The following is a 22,710-nucleotide window of genomic DNA, read 5'->3' on the forward strand; positions in this document are numbered from 1 at the left end:
GGTCGTAGGCGGTGAAGGTCGCGCCGCCGCTCTCGGCCAGCACCTTCGTGATCGCCGCCGTCAGCGACGTCTTGCCGTGGTCGACGTGGCCGATCGTGCCAATGTTGCAGTGCGGCTTGTTCCGCTCAAACTTTGCCTTCGCCATCGCTTTGGTCTTTCGTTCCCGACGTTCCGGACGCACACAATGGCCCGGCCGAGACCGACATTTCCCTTAGCGCGGGGGGATTGGAGCGGGTGAGGGGAATCGAACCCCCGTCGTAAGCTTGGAAGGCTTCTGCTCTACCATTGAGCTACACCCGCCATGCCCCGCCCGGCGCTATCGACCGGGAAACGCGATCACGGACAAGCCGTGGAATGTAGTGGTGGAAGGGGCTGGATTTGAACCAGCGTACGCTTACGCGGGCAGATTTACAGTCTGCTGCCTTTAACCACTCGGCCACCCTTCCTCAGGTCCGCTGCAGGACATGCCTGCCGCGGAGTTCGGCACTATGAGAATTTTTCAGGCCTTGTCAACACGTCTGAAGCAGTCCAAACCAGAAAACTGTGAATAACCGCGGCGGGCTTAGGCCTGCCCCCTCCAGCCGGACACCATGACCCGTTCGAAGAAGCCATCCGCGCCCCACGGCCAGCCCCCTGCCCCATCCAAGGGCCACTCCTCGTCCCAACGCGAGTCGCGCGGCGACCGCTCTCCCGGGCGCGGCGCGCAGGGCGTCCTGCTCTACGGCCTCCACCCGGTGTCGGCGGCGTGGCTGAACCCGCAACGGCGCATCCACCGCCTGATCGCGACGGAGGCGGGCCGCGCCGCCTTGGAGCCGGTTCTGGCCCAGGCCAAGGCCAGCGGGCTGCAACGGCCCGGCCTGATGCCGGTCGACCGCAACGACCTGGACCGCATGCTGCCGCCGGGCGCCGTGCACCAGGGCGTGGCGGTGGACGTCGCCCCCCTGGAGGAGATCGGCATCGAGGACCTCTGCGTGGAGGCCGATTCGGACCCGTCGGCGCTCGTCGTCGTCCTCGACCAGGTGACCGACCCGCACAACGTCGGCGCGATCCTGCGCTCCGCCTCGGCCTTCGGGGCCAAGGCGGTGGTGGTGACGGAGCGCAACGCGCCGGAGACCACCGGCGTGCTCGCCAAGAGCGCCTCGGGAGCGCTGGAGTCGGTGCCGCTGGTGCGCGTCACCAACCTCGCCCGCGCGCTCGCCGATCTTCAGCAGGCCGGCTTCTGGACGGTCGGTCTCGCCGAGTCGGGGAAGAGCACGCTGGCCCAGTGCAACCTGACGGGCCGCACCGCTCTGGTGCTGGGGGCGGAGGGAGCCGGGCTGCGTCGCCTGACCATGGAGCGCTGCGACATCGTCGCGCGCCTGCCGACCCAGGGACCGGTGGGCAGCCTGAACGTGTCCAACGCCGCCGCCGTCGCCCTCTACGAGGTCGCCCGGCTGCGCTGACGTGTGGCCGAAAGCGCTGCACAGGTGAGGCTTGCTGTGAACCGCGCGGGGCGCTAGTGTAAGCGCCCGCCGCGGTCTGGCCGTGCGGCACGCCGGTTTAGCTCAGTTGGTAGAGCAGCGGTTTTGTAAACCGAAGGTCGCGGGTTCGAGCCCTGCAACCGGCACCACCTTCCCCTCCGCCAGACCGACGCCCGGCCCAGCCCATGACGCATGCCCCCGACGGCGGTTCCTTGATCCCGACTGGTTCCGGCGTCATCGACGCGGAACACGGCGCGATTCTCGACCTCCTGTCGGCCATGACCGCGGGCGGGCCGGTTGGGAAGGCCGAGCTGGCCGCGCTCCGGCACGAGGTGGCGGAGCATTTCGCTACGGAGACGGCGGAGATGGCCGTCTTGGCCGTGGAGCGGCGGGAGCGGCACGAGCTCGCTCACCGCAACTACCTCGCCAGCATCGACGCGCTGCTGGCCATCGCGGAGCGTGGCGATCCGGTGACTGGCGACGATGCGAATCGGCTGATGCTGTGGTTCATCGTCCATTCCAACACCGCCGACACCGAGTTGGTGGAGGCCGCCCGGCGGGCCGGCGATGAGCCGCCCATGATCTCCATGGACGACTGGCTCGATAGCCTGGACGAGGCCGACCGCGACGTCCTGCGCTCCTGAGGCGGCCATGCCGCCCCCTTTTGGGGGAACCGTGCCCCCGGGCACCGGTTGGAGAAAGGACGATCCGTCCACGCAACCGACCCAGGTTTCCCCCATGGAAAAGCCCGACACCCCCAACGCCGGGGCGCAGCGCTTGCGCGACGCCATCGACAAGGGCCTGACCGGCGACAAGATCCCCGCCGCCGACCCCGCCGCGGCCCCGCTGGGCACCGACGACGAGGCCGCGGGCACCCGACCGCCTCCCGCCGCCAGCGCTCACGATCCGGCCCCTCCCGCGGCCCGCGCACCGTCGGGCCATTCCAAGGGCGCCGACGCCTTCCGCAGAGGCGACCTCCCCTTCGGCCACGGCACCCGCGACGACGGGTGACCGCCGGGGCGAGAGAAAGCTGCCGCGCAAAAAAATGTCCCTCTTCCTGGCAGGAAGAGGGACATCGTCATGGCGTCGAATGGTGTCGGGGCGCCTGCCCCAGTTTTCCGAAACAAATGGACCGTCTGGCGGGTGTTCGGAGTCGGTCGTGGATCAGAAATAGCGCTCCGGCACGCGCAGCACATCGTCGGGCATCACCGGGGTGGTGATCGGAGCGCGGCGCAGTTCCTTCTTGGGATCGGCGCCGCGCGTGATCAGGACGTAGTCCTCCTTGGCGCGGTAGGTGTAGCCGCCGGCCATCGCCACGGCGGACAGCGCGGTCATACCGTTGACGTACTGGTACTGGCCAGGGTTGCGGACCTCGCCCAGGATGAAGAAGGGCCGGTGGTTCAGCACCTCGACGCTGACCTTGGCGTCGCGGACGTAGCCCTGCGACAGGCGCTTGGAAATGTCGGTCTCCAGTTCGCGCGGAGTGTGGCCGCGGGCCGTCACCTCGCCGATCAGCGGCATGGCGACCTTGCCCGAACCGTCGACGCGGAACTCGCCGGAGAGCTGCTCCTCGCCAAAGACGATGACGCGCAGCGCGTCGCCGGCCCCCAGGCGGTAATCCGTCATCTGGGCGACGCCCGGCGGTTCGAGAGGGGCATCCTGGCCACCGGCGCAGCCGACCATCGCGGCGGCGACCACGGTCATTCCGAGCGCGCGGAACACGTTACGTCGATTCATCCCTTACCCTTCCATGGCTCGTGAGGACATCGGGCCAGCCGTCCGCGGACGGAACGGCCGAACCCTGAGCGGTCACGGAGGGAGACTAGCAACTCGCACGCGCTTGGGAAAAAGTGGAGAGGAAGTAACGCCAACGGAGGAAAAGGATTCGCGTCACCGTATAGGCGGAAATGCAAAAGGGGCGCCCATCGGAAGATGAGCGCCCCTCTGTGCCTGCTCTGGACGAATTGATTACATCTGAGCGCCGACGCGCAGATAGACCAGATTGTCGGAGTAATCGAAGCCACTGAGGTTCGAGTTACGCTTTTCGTAAGTATAACCGCCATTCACGAAGACGTAACGGCTAAGCTGATAGCTGGCGCCGGCCCCCAGCGTGTAGACGTCGTCGGTGCGGTCCACGCCGTTGAAGTCGTCCTGGCGCCATTGGACGCGGGCATTCAGCAGCAGGGTGCGAAGAAGCTCGTGATCCACGCCGACGGCGGCGACGGTGCGGTTGTAGCTCGACGCGATCTGGCTGCCGCGGGCGTAGGTCGATTCGCGGACCTGACGGCTGAGCGAGCCGGTGACCGAGGTGAGCTGGGTCACCGACCAGTTCAGGCGGCCGCCCACGGCCAGACCGCCGAAATCCTTCAGCGTCGGATCGTCGTAGGTCCGGCTCAGATATCCGGCATAGATCTCGCCGTTGATCAGGCCGGTCAGGTCGGTGGACAGACCGCCGACGACCTCGTAGCCGTCCGAGTCGCGGTTGACACCGCCGAAATCCTGGCTCAGCCGGTAACGGGTCCAGTTGTAGGAGCCCTGGACGAAGGCCTCGTAGCCCTGGATGAACTCGTAGCCGACGCGGGCCGTGCCCGTGTAGTTCCAGCGGTCCCGGTCCTCCTGCGACTCCGTCCGCCCGGTGATCAGTTCGGCGTCCTGGTACGAGGTGTACTGGGCGCCGCCGGTCAGGCGGACGCGCAGGCGGTTGAAGCGCTGGTTGAACGACGCCTCGCCGCCGTGGGTGAAGTAATTCACCGGCTCCGCGTAGCGCGGCACCACGGTGCCGGTACCCAGCGACACGTCGAAGTTCGGGTCGGACCGCCCCTCATGATCGCGGCGGCTGAACAGCAGGCCGCTGACCGACGAGTCGCGGGTGATGTCGTAGCGGCCGTCCACCTGCGCCCGGTAATCGGCGTAATTCTCCGACGAGTAGTCGAAGAAGCGGCCGATGTTGCCGGAGGCCGAGAAGTTCAGGGCGTGGTTGTTGAAATCCGAACGCACGTCGACGCGCGGCTGGGTGACCCAGATGAAGTCGTCGCGGGTGTTGTTCTCGGTCGCGAAGACGTTGCTTTCATAGGTCAGGCCGGTCTCGATGCGCGGCAGGATACGGAACGATCCGGCGCGGATGCCGAGCTGTTCGACCTCCGGACGGCGGCGCTCCAGCACGGTTTCACCGGGCTGCAGTTCCTGGGCGCTCACCGGCGTGGCCGCGGGCAGCGCCGTCAGCACGGTGGATGCGAGCGCGAGGGCGAGGAAGGACAGGGAGCTGGGCTTCATGGGTCACCGCGCTAGGCTGAAATCAGTGGCTCGTGTCGGACGGCCGAATGGCCTCGGAATGTGCGTTCGCCGCTCCGGGAGAAGCGGACAGTCGATGCAAAGACAACTCATGGCGTGATGTCCGTGCAACAGTGAAGCCGTTCGGCCGTGGTTTTTGCCCGCGCCTGTGTTGTTGGCGCAACAAGACTTGCGTCAGACGGGCACTCTATTGCCATACGCCCGCATCATTAGAGCTAAGGTCATACGACCGCGAACCCGCGGGTCGTCTTCCGCGGGAACCAGCCGACAGCGCCATCCGTTCACGCAAGGGCGGTCCAGAGCCGCGCCAACCGGACTCACCAGGAATCGCCGATCATGACCAGACCCCTGACCACGCCCCCGCCGCCCAAATCGCCCCGTCATCCCGGCGACGATGTTGTGATGCCGCCCTACACACCCGGGAGTGTACCGCCGCCGGACGGCGATCTTCCAAAATCCGACCGTGAAAAGACTCCTCCGCCGAACACGTATCCACCGAAACAAAACCCATAATCATAATAGGGGCTGCGCTCTGGTATGACCAAAACACACCCGCATATGCAGATTGCGATCCAGTCTCCCGGCAAGATTCCCGAAACGCGCCACTCATCTTCGTTCGCGAGTGCTTTGCATTTCAAATAGTGAAAGGGCTTAGACTGTGGCCGTATGCCGCAGCGACGAGCGTTGCTTATGGCGACTTCCACCCCTAGGCTTCAAAGCGAAGCCTGCTGCATTTGGCGCATGCCCGGGAACATTCCTCGGGACCGGCGCCGAACCCGTCGCACGGTGTTCCGCCGACACCCGCCGCGACCGGAAACGGTCCGGCTCCGCAACGCTCGTGTGCGCCCATGGATCAGATCGCCCATCCTCCGACCGACGACTACCTGTTGACCGGGCAGGTGCACTATCGCCTTCGCCGGGCCCACCAGCGCGCGTCCTCCATCTTCATGGACATGATCGGCGACTCCCAGCTCACCCCCACCCAGTGGGGCGCCCTGGTCACGCTGCGGACCGAAGGGTCGCTGTCGCAGAACCAGCTCGGCCGGCTGACCTTCATGGACCCGGCGACCACCCAGGGCGTGATCCTGCGCCTTGTGGAGCGCAATCTGGTGGAACGCCAGCCGGACCCGCAGGACCGGCGCCGCACCAGCGTCAGCCTGACCCACGCCGGCCAGTCGCTGGTCAGCACCCTGTTGGAGAACGCCACCCGGGCGCATCACCGCACGCTGGACCCGCTGACCCCGGAGGAGCAGGCGACCTTCCTCCTGCTTCTCTCCCGCCTGATGTGAGGCCGGCGCTTCCGGCACCGGCACGCGGAAAACCAGCCCTGGTGAAAACTGACCTGGTGAAAACTGACCTAGTGCGGCGCAACGGAACGGTGACTTTTGCGGTGGGTTTGCTATGAACGCAGACATTGCGTTCACGCTGCCGTTCCATGCGTTCGGGCAGCCGCCAACCGCGCCGGGATACCGCCGACCATGAACCGCCGCCATCTCCTGCTTGCGCCGGGCGCTGCCGCCCTCGCCGCCGCCTTTTGGATCGCCGCGCCGTCGGCATCCCACGCCCAATCGGGTGGCCAACCGATCCGCGTCGGCGAGATCAACAGCTACACCGGGCTGCCGGCCTTCACGATCCCTTACCGCCAGGGCTGGCAGCTCGCGGTGGAGGAAGTGAACGCGGCGGGCGGCCTGCTCGGCGGGCGCAAGCTGGAGGTCGTCTCCCGCGACGACGCCGGCAAGCCGGACGATGCCGTGCGCGTGGCGCAGGAACTGCTGTCGAACGAGAAGGTCGAGCTGCTGGCCGGCACCTACTTCTCCCATGTCGGGCTGGCCGTGGCGGACTTCGCCGCGCGCAACAAGGTGCCCTTCGTGGCGGCGGAGCCGCTGACCGACGCCATCACCTGGACCAAGGGCAACCGCTACACCTTCCGCCTGCGCCCCAGCACCTACATGCAGGCGGCCATGCTGGTGGAGGAGGCGGCGAAGCTGCCGGCCAAGCGCTGGGCCACCGTCGCCCCCAACTACGAGTACGGCCAGTCGGCGGTGCAATGGTTCCGCCAGCTCCTGTCGGAGAAGCGCCCGGACGTGGAGTTCGTGGCCGAGCAGTGGCCGGCCCAGGGCAAGCTGGAGGCCGGGCCGACCGTGCAGGCGCTGGCCGCGGCCAAGCCCGACGCCATCTTCAACGTCACCTTCGGCGCCGATCTCGCCAAGTTCGTGCGCGAGGGCGAGGGCCGCGGCCTGTTCCGCAACCGCACCGTGGTCAGCCTGCTGACCGGCGAGCCGGAGTATCTCGACCCGATGAAGGACGAGGCGCCGGAGGGCTGGATCGTCACCGGCTACCCGCAGGAGCAGATCGACACGCCGGAGCACAAGGCCTTCCGCGAGGCCTATGCGAAGCGCTTCAACGAGCCGCCGCGCCAGGGCTCGGTCGTCGGCTACGCCACCTTCAAGGCCATCGCCGCCGCCGTGGAGAAGGCCGGCTCCACCGATGCGGAGACGGTGGTCGACGCGCTGTCGGGCCTGGCCCTGTCCAGCCCCTTCGGCCCGATCACCTTCCGCGCGCTCGACCATCAGGCGACGATGGGCGCCTATGTCGGCAAGACCACGGTGAAGAACGGCCAGGGCGTGATGACCGGCTGGCGCTACGCCGACGGTGCGGACTATCTGCCGTCCGACGAGGCCGTCCGCAAGATGCGTCCGGAGTAAGGGGCGGAGTCTTGCCCCCACCCTTCCCGCAGCGCTGCCGCGGGCCCCTTCCCTCCCCCGCCTTCGGCAAGGGAGGGAATTTTTATCCCCTCCCCTGCGCAGCGGGGGAGGATAAGGGAGGGGGCAACCGGTCGCTCCCCCGCAGACTGCCGAAAAGAGCCGATGTCTTTCTACCTCGTGCAATTCCTCAGCGGCCTCGCCACGGCGGCGACGCTGTTCCTGGTGTCGTCCGGGCTGACCATCGTGTTCGGCGTGACGCGGATCGTCAATTTCGCGCACGGCTCCTTCTACATGCTGGGCGCCTATCTCGGCTGGACGCTGGTGGAGCGCTGGGGGAGCACGCCGCTGGGCTTCTGGGGTGCGCTGGCCGCGGCCTCGCTGGCGGTCGGGCTGCTCGGCGCGCTGATGGAGGTCGGGCTGCTGCGCCGCCTCTACCGCTCGCCCGAATTGTTCCAGCTTCTCGCCACCTTCGGCGTGGTGCTGGTGGTGCAGGACGCCGCCTCGTGGATCTGGGGATCGGAGGATTTGCTCGGCCGCCGGGCGCCGGGGCTGCGCGGCTCCGTGGACATCCTGGACCAGCCCTTCCCGCTCTACGATCTCCTGCTGATCGGGCTGGGGCCGCTGGTGCTGGGCCTGCTCTGGCTGCTGTTCAACCGCACGCGCTGGGGCACGCTGGTCCGCGCGGCGACCCAGGACCGCGACATGGCCTCGGCGCTCGGCGTCGATCCGGCGCGCCTGTTCACCGGGGTGCTGTTCCTGGGATCGGCGCTGGCCGGGCTGGGCGGCGCGCTCCAGGTCCCGCGCGAGGCGGTGAACCTGCACATGGACATGGCCATCGTGGTCGAGGCCTTCGTGGTCGTCGTGGTCGGCGGCATGGGCAGCCTGACCGGGGCCTTCGTCGCCTCGCTGCTGATCGGGCAGTTGCAGGCCTTCGGCATCCTCGTCTTCCCGCAGATCACGCTGGTCCTGGTCTTCCTGTTCATGGCGGTGGTGCTGGTGATCCGCCCCTACGGCCTGCTCGGCCGCGCCGAGGACGCGCCGCCCACCGCCGCCAGCCCCGGCCCGCCGCTGATCGCCGCGGCCGGCGCGACGCGCTGGGCGCCCGCCCTGCTGCTCGCCCTGCTGGCGGCGGTGCCGCTGTTCGCCGGCGACTACGCGCTGATCGTGCTGACCGAGGTGGTGATCCTGGCGCTGCTGGCGGCGAGCCTGCATCTGCTGATCGGGCTGGGCGGCCTCGTCTCCTTCGGGCACGCCGCCTATTTCGGGCTGGGCGCTTACGGCGCCGCCCTGCTGGTCAAGCATCTGGCCGCCCCCATGCCGCTGGCGCTGGCCGCCGCCCCGCTGGTCGCCGGGCTGGGCGCGCTGGCCGCGGGCTGGTTCTGCGTGCGGCGGTCGGGTCTCTACTTCGCCATGCTCACGCTGGCCTTCGCGCAGATCGTCTGGTCGGTGACTTTCCAGTGGTACGGCTTCACCGGCGGCGACAACGGCATCCTCGGGGTCTGGCCGCCGGACTGGGCGGCGGGCAAGGCGGCCTATTACTGGCTGACGCTGGCGTTGGCCGGCGGCGCGCTGCTGCTGCTGCGCCGTGCCGCCTTCGCGCCCTTCGGCTACACGCTGCGCGCCGGACGCGATTCCGCGCTGCGCGCCGAGTCGGTGGGCATCGACGTCCGGCGGCACCAGTGGCTGAGCTTCGCCCTGGCCGGCTCCGCCGCCGGTCTGGCCGGCGGGCTCTACGCCTTTTCCAAGGGCAGCGTCTTCCCCACCCTGATGGCCGTTCCGGTGTCGGTGGACGCGCTCGTCATGGTGCTGATGGGCGGCATCCAGACGCTGAGCGGCCCGGTGGTGGGTGCGGCGCTGTTCCACCTGCTGGAGACCGAGGCGATGAGCCGGACCGACTGGTGGCGGCTGGTCCTGGGCGCCATCATCCTGGTGCTGGTTCTGGCCTTCCCCAAGGGCGTCGCCGGCTTCGTCCGCGACCTGTGGACCCGCGGGAGGGACGCATGAGCCGCCGCCTCGCCGTGGAAAACCTCCAGCGCGCCTTCGGCGGCGTGCAGGCCGTGCGCGGGGTGTCCTTCGCGCTGGACGCTGGGGAGGTCCTGGCGCTGATCGGCCCGAACGGCGCCGGCAAGACCACCTGCTTCAACCTTCTGAACGGCCAGTTGCGGCCCGACGCGGGGACGGTGCGGCTCGACGGGGTGGATATCGTCGGCCTGCCGCCGCGCCGCATCTGGCGGATGGGCGTCGGCCGCACCTTCCAGATCACCGCCACCTTCGCCTCGATGACGGTGCGCGAGAATGTGCAGATGGTCCTGCTGTCCGTCCACAGGCGCCTGTTCGGGCTGTGGACCCCGGCGACCTCCGGGTTCCGCGACGAGGCGATGGCCCTGCTGGAGCGCGTCGGCATGGGCGCCCAGGCGGACCGGCCCTGCGGCGTTCTGGCCTATGGCGATCTGAAGCGCGTCGAACTCGCGATGGCGCTGGCCGGCGACCCGAAAATCCTGCTGATGGACGAGCCCACCGCCGGCATGGCCCCCGGCGAGCGGCAGGAGCTGATGGCGCTGACCTCCGCCCTCGTCCGCGAGCGCGGCCTCGCCGTTCTGTTCACGGAGCATGACATGGACGTCGTGTTCGGCCACGCCACGCGGATCATCGTGCTCGACCGCGGCCAGCTGATCGCCGAGGGCACGCCCGACGCGGTGCGCGCCGACCCGCGCGTCCAGGCCGTCTATCTGGGAGGTGCGGCATGACCGGCCAGCCCCTTCTGAGCGTTCGCGGCCTTCAGGCATGGTATGGGCGCGCCCACATCCTGACCGGAGTCGATCTGGCGGTGGGCCGGGGTGAGGTGGTCGCCCTGATGGGCCGCAACGGCGCCGGCAAGACCACGACGATGAAGGCGATCATGGGCCTGCTCGACCGGCGTTCCGGCACGGTGGCCTTCGACGGGCGCGACGTCTCCGCCCTGCCGCCGCACCGCATCGCGCGGCTCGGCCTCGGCTACGTGCCGGAGGACCGCCGCGTCTTCACCGACCTGACGGTGGAGGAGAATCTGGAGGTCGGCCGTCAGCCGCCCCGCGACGGTGCCCCCCACTGGACGCCGGAGCGGCTCTACGCCCTCTTCCCCAACTTGGCCGAGATGCGGGGGCGCCGCGGCGGACGGATGAGCGGCGGAGAGCAGCAGATGCTGACGCTCGCCCGCACCCTGATGGGCAACCCGTCGCTCCTGCTGCTCGACGAACCGTCGGAGGGGCTGGCCCCGCGCATCGTGCAGCAGATGGCCGACGCCCTGCGCGCCCTGAAGGCCGAGGGGCTGTCGATCCTGGTGTCGGAGCAGAATCTTGCCTTTGCCGCCGCGGTCGCCGACCGGGCGAGCGTCATCGAGAAGGGGCAGATCCGCTTCGAAGGCCCGATGCGAACGCTGCTGGAGGATGAAACGGTGCGCCGGGCCTATCTGGCGGTCTGAAGACTCACACCAGCATGTCGAGGACGCGCTTGGTGTTCTCCTGCGCGGCCTGCATGACCTTGACGTTGGCGGCGAAGTCGGTCTGGGCCGAGGAGAGGCTGACCACCACCGCCGGGTCGAGGTTGCCGGCGGCGAGCTGCGCGCCCGCCTCGTCGGCGCGGGACTGGGCGCCCTGAAGCCCCGCCAGGGCAGAGGCTTGGGCATCTTGCAGGGACGGCATCCGCGGTGCGCCGAGCGCGCCGATGTCCATGGTGGAACCCCTCGATTGACCTGCGAACACCCTACCCCTTTTTCGGCGGAAAAGCGACGGGGACCGGCGGTTTAACTCAGCCGTCCGCGAGCCAGACGGCCAGACGGTCGAGAAAGGCGCCGGCCTCCGCCGGATCCTTCAGGCTCCAACCAGCGGCACTGGCGGCCGGCGGGTCCATGACGCGGATGCCGGCACCCCGCCCCTCGCCACGCGCCGCCAGGGCACGGAATGCGTCCTCGTCCGTCTCGTCGTCGCCGAGATAAAGCGGCAGCGTCTCCGGCCCCGCCAGCCCCAGCGTGTCGAGCAGCGACAGCACCGCCTTGCCCTTGTCCCAGGGGACGTTGGGCCGCAGTTCGTGGATCTCCTTGCCGCCGGTGACGCGCAGCTTCGGAAAGGCCGCCGCGACGTCTTGCACCGCGCCGCCGACCGACGCCTTGCAGTCCGGGACCACCCGCCGGGTGTGGATGGCAATGGCGAAGCGCTTGCGCTCGACCAGCGTGCCCTCGACGCCGTGCAGGCGCCGCAGCAGGTCCGCTTCGGCCGCGTCGAGGTCGCCCAGATACTCCTCGCCGATCTGGGTGCGCAGACCGGGGCCGCGGATGTCGAAGCCGTGGCTGCCGGCGTAGATCAGATCGTCGATCCCGACATGGCGGGCCACATCCTCCAAATCGCGCCCGCTGACCACCGCCACCGGGCACAGCCCGGCCAGCCGCCGGATCACCACGCGCACGGACTCGTCGAGTACCGCCAGTTCGGGCCGCTCCACGATGGGCGTCAGGGTGCCGTCATAGTCGAGGAAGACGGCGGGCCGCCGGTCGCCCAGCATCGCCGCGAAGGCGTCGAACCGGACGAGCGCCGATGGCTTGCCTTCGGTGGAAGCGGGGGGCGGCTGGTCGGTCACGAGCGGCTCTCCTTCCTTGTCAGCGGGAATCGTCGGCGGGCGCTGTCGCGCCGGCTCACGATCGGAACAACGGGAAAGCGCGCCTTAAGGTCCGGATGCGTCAATCAACGATGTTATCGCACCCGATAGGATTGTGACTCTCCGGTCACAGTGACCCCGGAAAAAGCAACGGCCCCGCAAGGGGCCATTGCTTCGGGGTTTTCACCCACCTGAGATCTTTGTTAATTTTGCAGCGCAGCAAGAGATTGCTGCTTCGCCCTTCTTGGGCGTTTCCTCCCTAAACTCAGGCCGCTGTTCGTCAGCGGCCTTTTTTCTGCCAGAAACCTGTCCCCTCTGGCAATCCCTAACGAACACCATACCCCAACAAATCCAGCGGCATAATCCACATAGAAGGAAGGGTTTTTTGGCGCGCCACGCCCTCTTGCGCCGCAGGCACCGCCGGGTTTTCCTGTCAACCCACCGCCGATCCCCCGCCGCAGCCCATCGGGTGCCGACTTGAACCACGCACACAGCCCTGCCGGCGACCGGCCGCTGAAAGCGCTCGTCAACGCCACGCTCCACACCGGGGACTCGGTGCTGGCGGGCGCCGCCCTGCTGATCGACGGCCCGGCCATCGCATCGATCGTCGCGCCCGAGGCAATCCCGCCGGAGGCCGCGGTGATCGATCTCGGCGGCGGCATCCTCGCCCCCGGCTTCATCGACCTCCAGGTGAATGGCGGCGGCGGCGCGCTGTTCAACGACACGCCCGACCTGCCGACGCTGCGCCGCATCGCCGAGGCGCACCGCCGGTTCGGCACCACCGGCCTGCTGCCCACCCTCATCACCGATTCGGCCGGGAAGCGCGCCGCCGCCGTCGCCGCGGTGCGCGCCGCGATGGCGGAAGGCGTGCCCGGCGTGCTCGGCATCCATCTCGAAGGCCCGCACATCGCGCCGGAGCGCCGCGGCGTCCATGATGCGCGCTTCATCGCCCCCCCCGACACCGACGATCTCGCCCTGCTCGGCGGCCTTTCCGGCCTGCCGGCGCTGGTCACCCTGGCGCCGGAGACGGTTCCGCCGGAGCCGATCCGCCGGCTGGCCGCCGCGGGGCTGCGCGTCGCCGCCGGCCACAGCGCCGCCACCTGGGCGCAGGCGAAAGCCGGCTTCGCCGCCGGCATCACCGGGGTGACCCACCTGTTCAACGCCATGAGCCCGCTCGGCTCGCGCGAGCCCGGCGTGGTGGGGGCCGCTCTGGAGGACGACACGGTCTGGTGCGGAATCATCGTCGACGGACACCATGTCCATGACGCCTCCGTCCGTCTGGCCTGGAAGGCGAAGGCCCGCGGCCGGCTGTTCTTGGTGACCGACGCGATGCCCCCGGTCGGCGCCACCCACTCCGGCGGCTTCCAGCTTTACGGCGAGGATATCCGGGTGCAGGACGGGCGCTGCGTCACCGCCGACGGCACGCTGGCCGGTTCCGCCCTGGACATGGCGACGGCGGTGCGCAACGCCGTGGAGCGGGTCGGCATCCCGTTGGACGAGGCGCTGCGCATGGCCTCCGCCTACCCGGCCGATTTCATGGGGATGGCGGGACGGCGCGGCCGCATCCGGCCCGGCTTGGCCGCCGACCTCGTGCATCTCGACGAGCGGCTGCGGGTGCGGGCGACCTGGATCAGCGGCAAAATGGCCGTTCCGTGAAACACCCCCTGCACGCGCGCGCAAATCTGTCGTATAGAGGCCGCAGAATTTCGACCCTCACACGCATCTTCGAGGAGAGTTACCCATGGACATCGCCCTGATGGTTCTGGCCGTCGTGTTCTTCTTCTGGCAGACCGTTTCCGAGTGATCGGGGTCCGGTCCGCCGGACAAGCGAAAGGGCGGCTCCCCGGTGGAGCCGCCCTTTCGCGTTTCTGGCCCATCGGTTCGGCCGTCGGCTTGAGCCGTCAGTCGGCCAGCGCACCGCCATGGATTTGCGGGTGCTCCAGCCGCGCATGGGCGGAGGCGACCAGCCTCAACGTCTCCATGATCGTTCCGATCGCCTCGCTCAGGTCGGCCCGGCCAGCAGGCATCGGCATTCCCGACAGGACGGACTCCAGGTCTTCGGCGGCATCCTGAAGAAGGACGCAGGCCTCCTCCAACCGACGTCTGGCCGTTACGCCGTTCGCAGGATGCGACGAAGGCGCCGGCTGCATATTGCGATAGGCATTTTGATTTGCAGTTTGCAGCGAAGACCCGCTCCGCCCCTTCTGAAATCCCGTTATGAAGCCGAACATGGGCTCTCTCCCTTCCGTATCGGAGGGTATAGAGCAAAAGCCGCGCCAATTTCGAAACATCGGCCGAAGGGATCACCCCTCGGGCCAAAGCCACGCCGCGCCGCGCATACCGCTTTCGGCGCCATGGCGCGCCCGGAGGAAGCGGGTGCGGGGGGCCGGGCTCAGCGCCCAGCGTCCCCACAGGGCCGGCACCGCCTCGTAAAGACCCGGCAGGTCCGACAGGCCGCCACCGACCACCACCACGTCGGGGTCCAGCAGATTGATGACGGCGGCCAGCGCGCGGGCCAGCGCGTCGGCGTGTCGGACCAGCGTCGCCAGCGTCGACGCATCGCCGGCGCTGGCGCGGGCGGCGATCTCTGGCGGGCTCAGCGCCTCCCCCGTGCGCCCATGGTGCAGGCGGGCCAGTCCGGCGCCGCACAGCAGCGTCTCGATGCAGCCCTCCCGCCCGCAGCCGCAGGGCAGCGGCGGGCCGTCCTCCGCCGTCCGCCAGGGCAGCGGGTTGTGCCCCCATTCCCCGGCCAGGGCGTTGGCGCCGGCCAGGATGCGCCGGTCGGCGACGATCCCGCCGCCGACCCCGGTGCCCAGGATGATTCCGAAGACCAGCGGCGCCCCGGCGGCGGCGCCGTCCACCGCCTCCGACAGGACGAAGGCGTTGGCGTCGTTGGCGATGCGCACCGGACGGTCCAGCGCCCGCGCCAGATCGGCGGCGAAGGGCCGCCCGTCCAGCCAGGGCAGGTTGACCGCGCGCACGGTGCCCGCGGCGGCGTCGACGATGCCGGGCAGACACAGGCCGACCGTGGCGTCCCGGCAGCCCGCCCGCACCTCCAGCGCCGCGACGGCGCCGGCCAGCGCCTCCAGCGTCTCCGCGTAGCCGCGCGGCGTGTCGGCGCGGTGCCGCGCCCGCTCCATCCCGTCCGGAGCCAGGAGGGTGGCGGCGATCTTGGTGCCGCCCAGATCGACGCCGATTCGCATCGGACCCATGCCCATGACGGACTCCCAGCGCGGGTGGACAGTAAGGGGGGTGGAAAAGCAGTCCTCCCTATAGCGCAGCGCTCCGCCCGAATCAGCCATCCCGACGCGCGCCTCCTCCATAAGAGGTGGCGGTCCCGTCCCTTTGCACCGTCGCAGGACGACGGCGGACCACTAGAGTCAGGAGTGTAACGTCCCATCAATTGGATTGCGCGCGCCCCCATGGACCGTTCCGCTCCGAAAGCCACGCCATCCTCGAATCGCTCTGCGGCGAAGGCGAAGCCCCAACCCCAGGCCGCCGGCCTGCGCCCCGACCAGACGGAGGTCTTCGACGGCCTTCTCCTGGCCCTGCTGGCGCGCAAGCGGCTGCTGGTGCTGGTCGGCGAGGCCGGGTCCGGACGGGCCGCGGTCTTCCACCAGCTCGTCGAGCAGGTCGGCTCCGACGGGGCGCTCGTGCTTCCGGTCGCCGCAAGCGCCGGGGCGCAGGTGGACGATCTGGTGTCCGCCGCCGGGGACGCCGCCCTGCCCTCCGACAGCGACGACCGCGACTTCGACACGCTGATCGAGGAGCTGGAGGAGCGGCTGGACCTGGCCGGCACCGGCCTGCTGGCGGTGGAGAACGCCGGTGTCCTGGCCGCCCCGACCCTGGCCGACCTGATCGACCTCACCCGCTCCGAGACGCCGAGCGGGCGTTTCCTCCAGGTCCTCCTCTGCGGCACGCCGGAGATGGAGCGGACCCTGGCCCGCCCCGGACTGGCCGAGGCGGTGCGCGAGCTTGGCGTGATCTACCGCATGACGCCCGGCGCCGGCCCGTCCGTCACGCCCGCAGCCGCCATTCCTTCCGCCGGCCCCTTCATCGGGCCGGTGAACGCTCCGCCGCGCGCCGCTCCCCCACCGCCGCGCCGGGCGGCGGAGCGCGACGCCAACGACTGGCCCGCCAACGACTGGGACGCTCCGGACGGATGGACGATTCCGGAGACCGGCGCCCCGGTCGCCGATCTGCCCGCCAAACGGCGCCCGCGCCGCCGCGCCGCGCTGGCCGGAGCGGCGATCACCACCCTGATCCTGCTCGGCGCCGCCGGCGCCGGCGTGGCCCTGACCGTTCCCGGAGCCACTCCCGAACGGGCGCTCGATTACGCCCGGCAGGGCTGGCAGGACCTCCGCGGCTTCGTAACGGAGCGGGTGCACATTCCGTTCGGACCGTTCGCGGACGAGCCCAGCCTGGGCAGCCGCGGCCCCGACACGCTGGCGGTCGCCCGGCCGCAGAACCCCTACCTCGCCTCCCTCCCCGCCGAGGCGGGGGTGCCGGTTGTCGGCCCAGCGCCGACCCCAGCGCCGACCCCAGCGCCGTCAAGGGCCGACGCCCCGCCGCCCGCCGCCCGCGCCGTTGGCGCACCACCGGCCACGACTCCGGCGCCCATCTCGGCCCCGACTCCGGCCCCAACTCCGACCATGGCGGCGAAGCCGGAGCAGCCGCCCGTTGCGCCGGTGGCCGAGACGCCCAAGCCGCCGGTTCCGGTGGCCGATCCGTTGACGGCCGAGAACGCCCCCCCGCTCAAGCCGCAGGCGACGGAATACCGCACGGAGCAGAGCGAAGGTCCAACCGGTTCCGCCACCCTGCCGCCTCTGGTGGATGAGCCGACGCCTCAGATGGCGGCACCGGCGATGCCCCAGCCCGCGGCTCCCACGGCGTCCACGCCCTTCTCCGCCAGCGACAACGGCCTGAACCCGCGTGTCCGCACCCTGGTCGATCAGGCCCGCCGGCAGATCGCCGCCAAGCTCCTGACCACGCCGCCGAACAACAACGCCTACGAGACGGTGTCGCGGCTGCGCGAGATCGCACCGGCGACGCCGGAGATCCAGGAACTCCTGTCGACCATGGAGGAGACCTACCGCCGCTGGGCCTCGCTGGCGGAGCGCGAGGGCAATTGGGACGAAGCGCGACGTTTCTACGAGCGCGCCCTGATCGTCGCCCCGAACACCGGCGACCTGCGCGACCGCATCAAGGCCGCTGGTGAAGGACGCGTGCTTCCCCCCGCAACCGCCTCCGCAGGGGCCGCCTCCGCAGGGGCCGCCTCCGCAGCGCCCGGCACCCCGTCGGCGCCCTCGGCCAAGGCGGAGGCCCGGCCCGGCCTGGACAGCCGTGACGGCGCCATCGCCCTGTTGCACCGCACCGACGAGCTGAAGCGCGCGCTGGACGGCGGCGCCGATCCGAACAAGCGGGTGGACAACGGCAAGACCCTGCTGATGCTGGCCTCCGAGCAGGGGCTGACCGACGCGGTGCGGATGCTGATCGACCGCCGGGCCAAGACGGAGCTGCGCACCGCCGACGGCGCCACCGCGGTGATGTACGCGGCCTGGGGCGGGCATGAGGCGGTGATTCACGCGCTGGCCGCCGCCGGGGCCGAACTCGACGCCACCAACGACGACGGCAAGACCGCCCTGATGGCCGCCGCGGCCCGCGGCCATGAAGGGGTGGTGAAGATTCTGGTCGACCGCGGCGTGTCGGTGGACCGGGTGGCCAGCCACGGCTGGTCGGCCCTGATGTACGCCGCCAACAACGGCCACGACCGCGTGGCCCGGATGCTGGTGGAGCGTGGCGCCAACCCGTTCCGCATGGACACCGCCGGCAACTCCGCCCTCACCCTCGGCGCGCTGCAGGGCCACATGCAGGTGGTCGAGGCGCTGAAGCCGCACTGAGCGGCAAGCCAAGCAGCAAAACGGCGGGCGCCCCCAGGGACGCCCGCCGTTTTCGCATGTCGCTCCGGTCGAACGGTTGACCGCTCAGGCCGCCTTGATATCCGCCAGGAAGCTCTCGATTTCCTTGCGCAGCGTTTCCGACTGGCGGGCCAATTCGCCCGACGCGCTCATCACCTGACCGGCTGCCGCACCGGTCTCGCCCGCGGCCATCGTGACCTCCGTGATGCTGCCGGAGACCTGATGGGTGCCCGCCGCGGCCTCCTGGACGTTGCGGGAGATCTCGTTGGTCGCAGCACCCTGCTCCTCGATCGCGGCGGCGATGGCGGTGGAGATGTCGTTGATCTGGCCGATGATGCCTCCGATGGCCGAGATGTCGCGCACCGCGCCATCGGTCGCCCCCTGGATGGCGGCGATCTGGGCGGCGATCTCGTCGGTGGCCTTGGCGGTCTGGGAGGCCAGGTGCTTCACCTCGCCGGCAACGACGGCAAAGCCCTTGCCGGCCTCGCCCGCCCGGGCGGCCTCGATGGTGGCGTTCAGAGCCAGCAGGTTGGTCTGGCTGGCGATGTTGGTGATGAGGCTGACCACCTCGCCGATCTTCTGGGCGGCCTCAACCAGACCGCGCACGGTCTCGTTGGTGCGGGTCGCCTGCTCCACCGCCTGCCCGGCGATCTCCGAGGAGCGCGACACCTGCGTCGCGATCTCGCGGATGGAGCTGGCCATCTCCTCCGTGGCGGAGGCGACGGTCTGGACGTTGGCGCTGGTCTGCTCCGCCGCCGCCTGGACCGCGGTGGCCTGGATGTTGGTCCGCTCGGCCATGGAGGTCATGCTGTGGGCGGTCGCGTCCAGTTCGGACGCGGCGGCGGCCACCGTGCGCAGGGCCGTGGCGGAGGTGTCGCCGAAGCGGTTCACCATCCGATCCACGGCTTCCGCCCGGCGTTGCTTGGTCGCCTGTTCCGTCGCCTGTGCGGCGGCCAGCCGCTCCGCCTCGATCAGCCCGTCCTTGAAGACCTGAACGGCGCGGGCCATGGCACCCAACTCGTCCTTGCGCTGCGCGCCGTCCACGGCGACCGTCAGCTCGCGCCCCGCCAGCCGGTTCATCACCCCGGTGAGTTGCTGGATCGGCTTGGACACGCCGGCGATGATCACCAGCCCCATCACGGCGCCGAGGAGGGTCACGACGGAGACCGCGACGATGAGCAGGGTCTTGCTCGACGCGTAGGTCGCCTCGCCGTGGTCGGCGGCGACCCGGCCGTTGCGGATGTTGAATTCGGAAAGTTCACGCATGAGCATCTGGGCCTTGCGGAACTCGACGCGCGAATCCCCCCGGTAAAGCTCGGTCGCTTCACTGTCGCGATTGGCGCGTGACAAAGGGAGCAGCTTCTGGTTGCTCAGATTTTGATAACGCTCCCAGTGTTCCATGAGTTTCTGGAACGTCTCCGTCTCGAAACCGGGAGTCAGCATGCCTTTATACCTGCGGGCGGCGTCCTGAAAATTCTCCAATGCCGACCGCAAGCTTTTCTCCTCCTCCGCCTTCTGAGCGGGATCGGAAACCAGAATGTGGGCGGACTCCAGAATGCGGTAGAACTCGAAATAATCGGTGAGCGTGGCGATCTCGCCGACGCTTGGCAGCCAGTTGTCGCGGATGTCCTTCCCTGCGTCATTCACCGTCGAAATGCGGTCAATGCTGAAAAGACCCAGACCGATGATGAACATGACAAGCATGGAAAACGAAGATGCGATCTTCGCTTTCACCGTTATATTCGAGAGAACAGACATGCGACACTCCCTCTACAGATTCACAGGAAGATCAGCGCAAAACATTGTGCAGTAAGCTTATTTTCATTGTTTTCCCCAAGACGCGAAGGCTGCCATCGGCGATGACACACGCGCGCCCGACAGGCTTGCAAGTCGCGCAAGAACTTCCCAACGCGTAAGCGCACAGGCTACACGCTTGATTTCGGCAACAGGTGATTGATGATTTTTTATTCGGATCAGATAGCCATCAGGCCTTTGCCAGCGCTCGCCGATGCCGATCTGGATTGCATCCAGTAAGTCCGTTATCTCACGGAATAAGTGAATCAGCCATTAAGGTGTCATGAGAGCTGCGTTATTTTCTGTTTTTATTTATTACCATGGTGCTTCTGTAAAGTTTCTCACTTGAGAAACGTTTGTTTCACCGGAGGAGCCACGGATCTCCAGTGGATGCCAAAGGCGCAAAAAAGCCCGCGGGCGCGTGATGCGCAGCCGCGGGCTGAACTACGAAAAATTGCGGACCGGAACGGATCAGAGAGCGGCGAAGCGCGCCAGCATGGCCGCGTGGGAGCGGATGCCGTTGTGCAGGCACTTCACTTCGAACTTCTCGTTGGGCGAATGGATGCGGTCATCCTCCAGCCCGAACCCGACGAAGATCGAATCGAAGCCCAGCGCCTGCCGGATGTAGCCGCCGACCGGGATCGACCCGCCGCTGCCGACCAGCGCCGGCTTGTTGGCGAAGACGTCGCCCAGACCCGCCATGGCGGCACGCAGATAGGGGCTGTCGGTCGGCACCTGGACACCCGGCGAGCGGCCGAACACCTTGATCTCCCAACGTCCGTCGGCCGGTGTGCGCTCCTCCAGGAAGCTCCGGATGCCGGCCAGGATCTTTTCCGGGTCCTGGGCGGGCACGAGGCGGCAGGACAGCTTGGCCGACGCCTTGGAGGCGATGACCGTCTTGGAGCCTTCGCCCGTGTAGCCGCCCCAGATGCCGTTGATGTCGCAGGTCGGGCGCGACCACAGCCGCTCCAGCGCGCTGCGCCCTGCCTCGCCCGCCGGGGTCTTCAGCCCGACGCCGGCCAGGAAGGCGCTCTCGTCGAAGCCGAGGTCGCGCCACATCGCCTTTTCCTCGTCCGTCGGCTCGGCCACGTCGTCGTAGAAGCCGGGGAAGCGGACGCGGCCGTCCTCGTCGTGGATTTGGCCGAGGATGCGGGTCAGCGCGTTGATCGGGTTCAGCACCGCGCCGCCGAACATGCCGGAATGCAGGTCGTGGCTCGGCCCGTGCAACGTCGCTTCGACATAGAGCAGGCCGCGCAGCCGCGTGGTGATGGCCGGGGTGTCGATGTTCCAGGCGTTGGTGTCGGTGATGACGCAGACGTCGGCCTTCAGCTCCTCCGCGTTGGCCTTCAGGAAGGGGAGCAGGTTCGGGCTGCCGGTCTCCTCCTCGCCCTCCAGCAGGACGGTCACGCGGATGGGCAGGGTGCCGTGCACGGCGTGCCAGGCGCGGAACGCCTCGATGAAGGTCATCACCTGGCCCTTGTCGTCCACGGCGCCGCGGGCGACGATGCGGCGGCCATGCTCTGCCTCGACGATGGCCGGCTCGAAGGGCGGGCTGTTCCACAGTTCCAGCGGCTCTGCCGGCTGCACGTCGTAATGGCCGTAATAGAGGATGTGCGGCACATCGGAACCGCCCGGCCCCGGATGGTGGGCGACGACCGCGGGATGGCCGGCCGTCTCGCGCACGGAGGCGTCGAAGCCCAGCCCGCTCAGTTCGCGCACCAGCCAGTCCGCGGCGCGGCGCACGTCGCCCTTGTAGGCCGGATCGGTGCTGACGCTGGGGATGCGCAACAGGTCGCAGAGGCGGCCCAGGGAGTCTTCGAAACTGCGGTCAACCTGCTGGAGAACGGGGTCGGCTGACAGGACGCTCGACATTCGGAACTGCCTTCGGTGTGAATGACTGGCACCGATGGTAGCGCATCGCGGTTCCGCGCCAAGCTCCACAAAGCGCAGGGGTGCCATCCTCGCGAAGGCGGCGTTCCCGGTTCCCGCCACGGGAAGCACAGGATGGCGGGACCGCGGCTCCGCCTTCGGGAGGATACCCCGGACGCAGGCGGGTCAGACGGTGAGATACCGCCGGACCTCGCTCTCCTCCAGCCCGTCGCGGCTGCCCGCCAGCATGACCTCGCCGCGCTCCATCACCGCCCAGTCGTCGGCCAGATCGCGGGCGAACTCGAAATACTGCTCGACCAGCAGGATCGCCATGGTGCCCTTGTCGCGCAGGTACGAAATGGCCCGCCCGATGTCCTTGATGATGCTGGGTTGGATGCCCTCGGTCGGCTCGTCCAGCACCAGCAGCCGGGGCCGCGTCACCAGCGCCCGCCCGATGGCGAGCTGCTGCTGCTGCCCGCCCGACAGGTCGCCGCCGCGGCGGTCCAGCATGGACTTCAGCACCGGGAACAGCTCGAACACCTCGTCGGGGATCGAGCGGTCGGCGCGCTTCAGCGGCGCATAGCCGGTCAGCAGGTTCTCCCGCACCGTCAGCAGCGGGAAGATCTCGCGCCCCTGCGGCACATAGGCGATGCCGCGCCGCGCCCGTTCGGACGGGGCGAGCCTGGTGATGTCGCCGCCGTCCCAGGCGATGGTGCCGCCGGTCACCGGCTTCAGCCCGACGATGGCGCGCAGCAGCGAGGACTTGCCGACGCCGTTGCGCCCGAGCAGGCAGGTGACCTTCCCCACCTCCGCCGTCAGCGACACGCCGCGCAGCGCCTGCGCCGCACCGTAATGGAGATCGACAGACCGTACGTCGAGCATGAAACTTCCTCTGATCCAAAACCCCTCTCCCGCCCCGGGAGAGGGAGGGACCCATGCGCAGCATGGGAGGGTGAGGGTGCCGGCAAGAAACAGTGCCTTGATCCTCGCACGACCCTCACCCGCCCGCTGCGCGGGCACCCTCTCCCGGGACGGGAGAGGGAT

General features: G+C 69.0%; 20 protein-coding genes and 3 tRNA genes. 11 read left to right on the top strand and 12 right to left on the bottom strand.

What is annotated here, in order from left to right:
• The 3 genes from ACFPMG_RS08885 to ACFPMG_RS08895 form a co-directional block, all read right to left on the bottom strand.
• Nucleotides 1-145, bottom strand: a 145-nt coding sequence (locus ACFPMG_RS08885) for a GTP-binding protein (RefSeq protein ID WP_247894914.1), incomplete at its 3' end; no start/stop codon positions are given.
• An 81-nt stretch (nt 146-226) separates the two neighbouring features.
• Nucleotides 227-300 (bottom strand) — tRNA-Gly (locus ACFPMG_RS08890).
• Between the two features lie 60 nt (nt 301-360).
• A tRNA-Tyr gene (locus ACFPMG_RS08895) sits at nt 361-446 on the bottom strand.
• 144 nt (nt 447-590) lie between these two features.
• On the opposite strand from ACFPMG_RS08895, the gene rlmB reads away from it, so the two are divergent.
• The 4 genes from rlmB (at nt 591) to ACFPMG_RS08915 (ending at nt 2,471) form a co-directional block, all read left to right on the top strand.
• Nucleotides 591-1,442, top strand: coding sequence for a 23S rRNA (guanosine(2251)-2'-O)-methyltransferase RlmB (gene rlmB, locus ACFPMG_RS08900; protein ID WP_376994808.1), 852 nt, complete (start codon nt 591-593; stop codon nt 1,440-1,442).
• 91 nt (nt 1,443-1,533) lie between these two features.
• Nucleotides 1,534-1,609 (top strand) — tRNA-Thr (locus tag ACFPMG_RS08905).
• A 36-nt stretch (nt 1,610-1,645) separates the two neighbouring features.
• Entirely contained in the window at nt 1,646-2,104 is a 459-nt protein-coding gene (locus tag ACFPMG_RS08910; protein ID WP_376994809.1) for a hemerythrin family protein, read from the top strand.
• A 94-nt stretch (nt 2,105-2,198) separates the two neighbouring features.
• Nucleotides 2,199-2,471, top strand: coding sequence for a hypothetical protein (locus ACFPMG_RS08915; RefSeq protein ID WP_376994810.1), 273 nt, complete (start codon nt 2,199-2,201; stop codon nt 2,469-2,471).
• A gap of 153 nt (nt 2,472-2,624) precedes the next feature.
• Here ACFPMG_RS08915 and ACFPMG_RS08920 read toward each other — a convergent pair whose 3' ends face one another.
• Both ACFPMG_RS08920 and ACFPMG_RS08925 read right to left on the bottom strand, forming a co-directional pair.
• Nucleotides 2,625-3,197: a polysaccharide biosynthesis/export family protein gene (locus tag ACFPMG_RS08920; RefSeq protein ID WP_094306334.1), complete on the bottom strand. Its 573-nt coding sequence runs from the start codon at nt 3,195-3,197 to the stop codon at nt 2,625-2,627.
• Between the two features lie 231 nt (nt 3,198-3,428).
• On the bottom strand, nt 3,429-4,733 hold the full coding sequence (locus tag ACFPMG_RS08925) for an outer membrane beta-barrel protein (RefSeq protein ID WP_376994811.1): 1,305 nt from the start codon (nt 4,731-4,733) through the stop codon (nt 3,429-3,431).
• A gap of 866 nt (nt 4,734-5,599) precedes the next feature.
• Here ACFPMG_RS08925 and ACFPMG_RS08930 point away from each other — a divergent pair.
• The 5 genes from ACFPMG_RS08930 to ACFPMG_RS08950 all read left to right on the top strand — a co-directional run bounded on the left by ACFPMG_RS08930 (nt 5,600) and on the right by ACFPMG_RS08950 (nt 10,916).
• The gene (locus tag ACFPMG_RS08930; RefSeq protein ID WP_376994812.1) at nt 5,600-6,040 is read left to right on the top strand and encodes a MarR family winged helix-turn-helix transcriptional regulator; all 441 of its coding nucleotides are present in this window, start codon (nt 5,600-5,602) and stop codon (nt 6,038-6,040) included.
• Between the two features lie 189 nt (nt 6,041-6,229).
• Nucleotides 6,230-7,456 (top strand): ABC transporter substrate-binding protein, encoded by a 1,227-nt coding sequence (locus ACFPMG_RS08935; protein WP_376994814.1) that lies wholly within the window; start codon nt 6,230-6,232, stop codon nt 7,454-7,456.
• Nucleotides 7,457-7,618: 162 nt separating this feature from the next.
• A complete protein-coding gene (locus tag ACFPMG_RS08940) occupies nt 7,619-9,460 on the top strand; it encodes an ABC transporter permease (protein WP_376994815.1) in 1,842 nt (613 codons plus the stop codon).
• Entirely contained in the window at nt 9,457-10,203 is a 747-nt protein-coding gene (locus ACFPMG_RS08945) for an ABC transporter ATP-binding protein (protein ID WP_376994816.1), read from the top strand. The genes ACFPMG_RS08940 and ACFPMG_RS08945 overlap by 4 nt, the downstream gene beginning before the upstream one ends.
• On the top strand, nt 10,200-10,916 hold the full coding sequence (locus ACFPMG_RS08950) for an ABC transporter ATP-binding protein (RefSeq protein ID WP_376994817.1): 717 nt from the start codon (nt 10,200-10,202) through the stop codon (nt 10,914-10,916). The genes ACFPMG_RS08945 and ACFPMG_RS08950 overlap by 4 nt, the downstream gene beginning before the upstream one ends.
• Nucleotides 10,917-10,920: 4 nt before the next feature.
• Here the strand turns inward: ACFPMG_RS08950 and ACFPMG_RS08955 are convergent, their stop codons facing one another.
• Complete coding sequence (locus ACFPMG_RS08955) at nt 10,921-11,166, bottom strand: hypothetical protein (protein WP_137104227.1); 246 nt, start codon at nt 11,164-11,166, stop codon at nt 10,921-10,923.
• Nucleotides 11,167-11,242: 76 nt separating this feature from the next.
• A complete protein-coding gene (gene otsB, locus ACFPMG_RS08960) occupies nt 11,243-12,067 on the bottom strand; it encodes a trehalose-phosphatase (protein WP_376994818.1) in 825 nt (274 codons plus the stop codon).
• A gap of 495 nt (nt 12,068-12,562) precedes the next feature.
• Between otsB and nagA the strand changes: the two genes are divergently transcribed.
• Nucleotides 12,563-13,741, top strand: a complete 1,179-nt coding sequence (nagA, locus tag ACFPMG_RS08965) for an N-acetylglucosamine-6-phosphate deacetylase (RefSeq protein ID WP_376994819.1) — start codon at nt 12,563-12,565, stop codon at nt 13,739-13,741.
• Between the two features lie 245 nt (nt 13,742-13,986).
• Here the strand turns inward: nagA and ACFPMG_RS08970 are convergent, their stop codons facing one another.
• Complete coding sequence (locus tag ACFPMG_RS08970) at nt 13,987-14,316, bottom strand: hypothetical protein (protein WP_376994821.1); 330 nt, start codon at nt 14,314-14,316, stop codon at nt 13,987-13,989.
• A 72-nt stretch (nt 14,317-14,388) separates the two neighbouring features.
• Complete coding sequence (locus tag ACFPMG_RS08975) at nt 14,389-15,303, bottom strand: ROK family protein (RefSeq protein WP_376994822.1); 915 nt, start codon at nt 15,301-15,303, stop codon at nt 14,389-14,391.
• Between the two features lie 204 nt (nt 15,304-15,507).
• On the opposite strand from ACFPMG_RS08975, the gene ACFPMG_RS08980 reads away from it, so the two are divergent.
• Nucleotides 15,508-17,985, top strand: coding sequence for an ankyrin repeat domain-containing protein (locus tag ACFPMG_RS08980; protein WP_376994823.1), 2,478 nt, complete (start codon nt 15,508-15,510; stop codon nt 17,983-17,985).
• Between the two features lie 84 nt (nt 17,986-18,069).
• Here ACFPMG_RS08980 and ACFPMG_RS08985 read toward each other — a convergent pair whose 3' ends face one another.
• From ACFPMG_RS08985 to urtE, 3 genes are all read right to left on the bottom strand, one after another.
• Nucleotides 18,070-19,761, bottom strand: coding sequence for a methyl-accepting chemotaxis protein (locus ACFPMG_RS08985; RefSeq protein WP_376994824.1), 1,692 nt, complete (start codon nt 19,759-19,761; stop codon nt 18,070-18,072).
• Nucleotides 19,762-20,268: 507 nt separating this feature from the next.
• Nucleotides 20,269-21,669 (bottom strand): dipeptidase, encoded by a 1,401-nt coding sequence (locus ACFPMG_RS08990; protein ID WP_376994825.1) that lies wholly within the window; start codon nt 21,667-21,669, stop codon nt 20,269-20,271.
• Between the two features lie 183 nt (nt 21,670-21,852).
• Entirely contained in the window at nt 21,853-22,548 is a 696-nt protein-coding gene (gene urtE / locus ACFPMG_RS08995; protein WP_035675129.1) for an urea ABC transporter ATP-binding subunit UrtE, read from the bottom strand.
• Nucleotides 22,549-22,710: the final 162 nt, after the last annotated feature.

The sequence above is a fragment of the Azospirillum himalayense genome (assembly GCF_042657465.1).
Lineage (GTDB): Bacteria > Pseudomonadota > Alphaproteobacteria > Azospirillales > Azospirillaceae > Azospirillum > Azospirillum himalayense.